This is a genomic window from Variovorax sp. P4_D9 (assembly GCF_056401695.1).
The window spans coordinates 1-4,208 of record NZ_JBFUIU010000760.1; the positions used below are offsets into that span (position 1 = coordinate 1).

Annotated in this window: 1 protein-coding gene; it reads left to right on the forward strand. The window is 67.6% G+C overall.

Annotated features, from left to right (window positions below):
* Positions 1-16: 16 nt before the first annotated feature.
* On the forward strand, positions 17-4,208 hold a 4,192-nt coding region (locus tag AC1DY5_RS44540; RefSeq protein WP_478120799.1), incomplete at its 3' end, for a DUF6884 domain-containing protein.

A 4,208-nucleotide genomic window follows, 5' to 3' on the forward strand; every position in this document is an offset into this window, starting at 1 on the left:
CCCGACGGCACCGAGCATGCCGTTCATCGACCCGGCCGAGGCCGCCGCGCGCCTCGAATCGTGGAAGGCCGAGGCCGATCGCCAAGGCCGTGAGAACGTGTCGGCCAACGCCAATCGCACCGTCATTAGCCTGTTCGACGCATCGGGCGTGCTGGCACAGCCATGGATCGACGCGGGCTACAACGTCTACACCTACGACCTGCAGACCGGCGGCGACATCAGCGAGTTCAGCGCCGAGAACCTGCTCGAGCAGCACGGCAATGACGAGATTTGGGCGATCCTCGCGCAGCCGCCATGCACCGACTTTGCGAACAGCGGTTCGCAATGGTGGAAGGAGAAGGACGAGGACGGCCGCACCGAGGTCAGCAACGAACTGGTGCGCCAGACCCTGCGCACCATCGAGCTTTTCCGCCCGCCCGTCTGGGTGATGGAGAACCCCACCGGCCGAATTCGCACGCAGAACAATCTCCCGGAGCCCCTGCTGAAATTCGACCCGTGGCACTTCGGCGACAACTACACGAAGCGCACCGAGCTGTACGGCAACTTCCACAACGAGCTGCCGATCGCGCCCGTGGAGCCCACGCAGGGCTCGAAGATGCACAAGCTGTCGAGCAGCGCGAAGTACGAGCGCAGCCTGACCCCCGAGGGCTTCGCCTACGCCCTGTTCATGGCGAACAACGCAGAGAGCATCCCGCTGGGCGACCGCCTGGCGCAGGAGTTCCACGGCATCGAGCCCGCCCTGTTTAAGGGTGCGATCGACGCGGGCAAGAGCGAGTTCGACATCCGCAACGCCATCGAAGACTCGTACTACGAGAACAATCTGGAGTGGGTGCGCAAGGAGCTGCGCGAGATGGCGCCTGCACCTGCACCAGCACCGACCACGAAGCCCAAGCGTGGCGTCCTGGCCAAGCTCGACGAGCGCAAGAAGAAGCGCGCCGAGTTCGAGCTCGTGGACGACGACCAGGAGAAGAAACAAGACCCGCGCTACGTTCACGTGCTCGACAGCCTGCGCACCGACGAGACGGCGAGCGGAGTGACCCTGCAAATCTCCCCGAACGATCTCGCCCGCGCCGGCTACGACCTGACCGGGCTTCGCGTGGAGCCGGTCGAGTTCAACGGAAAGACGGAATCCCGCATCACGCGCAAGCCGCTTCCGGAGAACACGCCCCTCCTGCCGGCCGCCGCCGGGCCGACGAAGCGCATCGAAGTGTCGGAAGTGCTCGACCCCAAAGACCCGTTCGAGCACCTGACCGGCAACCCCAGCGCCGCGATGACTCCGCGCGCCGACTTCGCCAAGCTGATCGCAACGCTGCGCGACCCTGACAGCGACGTGAACGCCGTTCTTCTGGAGTCCGACCCCGAGATGGGGCTTGACCTTCAGGGGCTCAACTGGAGCGGGCTTCACCAGGTAGAGACGAGCCACGGCCTGTTTCTGACGAACGATGAGAAGCTGGCCGACAAGGTTCGCCCGCGCGCCGAGTCGATCGGACTCAAGGCGCTTCGCAATCTGACGAAACCAGCGCTCGCCGCGCCTGCCGCCGAGCCGAAGCCCAAGCGCGGGGTGCTGGCCAAGCTCGAGCAGACCAAGCAGGGCGCCGCGCCGGCGCCGGCCGACAACGAGGCGCCCGAGCCCTCGATCGACGACGCGGCCCACGAGGCCGCCACCAGCCCGCGCAACGACCTCCCCGAGCCCACCCAGGCCCAGAAGGAATCCGGGAACTACAAGATGGGCCACATCACCGTGCTCGGCATGGATGTGAGCATCGAGAACCCGCAGGGCTCCGTGCGCCGTGGCGTGAGCCCGGATGGCGTCGAGTGGGCCAACGAAATGAGCCACCACTACGGCTATGTGCGTGGCACCGAGGCCGCCGACGGCGACCACCATGACGTTTACGTCGGCCCTCACCCCGAGGAGGCCAAGAACGTCTATGTGATCGACCAGATCGACCAGAAGACCGGCGCTTTCGACGAAACCAAGTCGATGATCGGGTTCAAGTCGAAGGTGGCCGCCGTGGCCGCCTACAAGGCGAACTTCGATGCCGGCTGGAAAGTCGGCCGCGTCACCGAAATGACGCCCGAGGCCTTCAAGGACTTCATCAACGATCCGAAGCGCTCGAAGAAGCCGGCCTCCGGCATCTACGGCGCCGTGGTGGCTCCGCAGCCGCAGACGCCGCACGAGAAGTCGAAGCAGCGGAAAGATCTGGCCGCGCTGCGCGAGCGCAAGCAGGAAGCTCCGCCGGCGGCCGAGGCGATCGACACATTCCTCGAAGGCCTCCCGCTCGACAAGCTCAACACCCTGGCCACGAAAGTCGGCGCCGAGATCCACTCGAAGCGCGTGATGACCGAGGCCAACATCGAGCGCGCCGAGGGCGACCTCGCGAAGCTCAAGGCCCTGTCTGGCGCCCAGGCCGCGCCGGCGGCCGTCACTGCCGAGGAGGTGGTGAACGGCAAGCAGCGCGCCGAGGACGTGAAGCCCGACGAGTGCCTCGTGCTGATGGCCTGCGGTAGCTCGAAGCTCGATCACCGCGCCCGCGCCGACGAGATCTACACCGGCCCGTTTTGGTCGACGTGGCGCACGCACGAGGCGCAGCTCGGCACCAAGCCGCAGATGGTGGTGCTGTCGGCGAAGCACGGCTTCGTGTCTCGCGACAAGACGATCGACCCGTATGACGAGCGCATGACGCCCGAGCGCCAATCCGCCGTCCTGGCCGAGCTGGGGCTTCAGGTCGACCGCATCGCCGCCGCGATCGGCAGCCGCTCGATCCGCGACGTGCTGATCGTCGGCGGACAGGACTACCGCGACGTGATGGCCAGCGCCATCAAGGTCTTGCAGGAGCGCGGCACGATCACGGCCGACGCCTCGATCAACCGCACCGTCGGCGAGATCGGCGAGCAGCGCTCGATGCTTGGCCAGTACCTCGACGGCCTCCCCGGCGCCCAGGCTGCGCCCGCGAAGCCGAAGAAGGTCACGAACGAGGATGTTTCCCACCTGTTCAAGACGCCGATCGAGCGCGAGACGGACGGCAAGAGCGCGGCCGAGATCGCGGATCTCATCGCCGAGCACCGCAAGAGCCAGCCGCGCCCTATCGCGAAGCTCTACGGCGCCAACCCGACGCCCGAGCAGCTCGCCGAGCACGCCACGCAGACGAAGGCATGGAACGCCCGCGACCGCGCGCTGAAGAAGGTTCACGGCCCGGCGCTGGAGCGCGACAACGCAGCTTTCCGCGCCCGTCAGGAAGGCGCAGCAGCACCGGCGCCAGCACCGAAGCCTAAGCGCGAGAGCAAGGCCGACCGCGAGGCACGCGAAGCCGAGGAGGCCCGCGCCGCCTACTTCACTCCTGGCAACATCGTCCGCAGCTTTGGCGGGTTCGATCGCGTCATCAGCTACACCCCGCCCGCCACGCCTGGCGAGCGATGGAGCGTCACCGTGCATGCCGTGCGTCAGGCCGAGCCCGGCGGCGCATGGACGGACAGCCCGCGCGAAACCAACCGCACCCACTCGACCAACCCGACCGCCGCCGAGCTGAAGAACGGCCCGCGCGCCAAGGTGGTCATGCCCAAGACGCCGGCCGAGCGCATCGCCCAGTGGCGCGAGCAGTTCCCGGCCTCGCCGCCGAGCGGCATGAGCATCCCGGAGCTGTCGAAGTTCACCAAGGAGCGCCGCGACTCCGAGGCCGAGCTGGCGCGCGAGCTGGGCGAGGAGGCCGAGGGCATGGTGGTGCCGACCGGCTACGGCTACGTGGGCGTGACCCGCGACACCAGCGAGGCGGGCAAATGGCGCATCACGCGGTTCGACAAGGACATGGACCCGACGGGCCACGAGGTCTACAACACGCGATTCGAGGCCGTGTCGCAGGCCATCAACCGCTATCGGCCGATCGAGGCCCCGGCCGCAGCGCCCGCCGCGCCGGCGCAGGCCACGCACGCTGACCCCGGCGAAGCGCCCGAGGCAGCGACCGCGCCCGTGGTGGCCCAGTCGATCAAGAAGGCGGCCCAGGCCGAGGGCCGCAAGCCTTCTGAACTGCGCGCCGACCTCCTGAAGATGATCGACGAGGCAATCCCGAAGGCGARCACCGATGACGCCGCCCTCGCCACCATGAAGCTCGGGAGCTACTCCGTAGGCAAACCCTCGAAGGATGACGTGCGAAAACACGTCGCGGCCCACCTCGACGGCGTGGGCTGGCACAACGCCGAGCAAGACCTTCAAG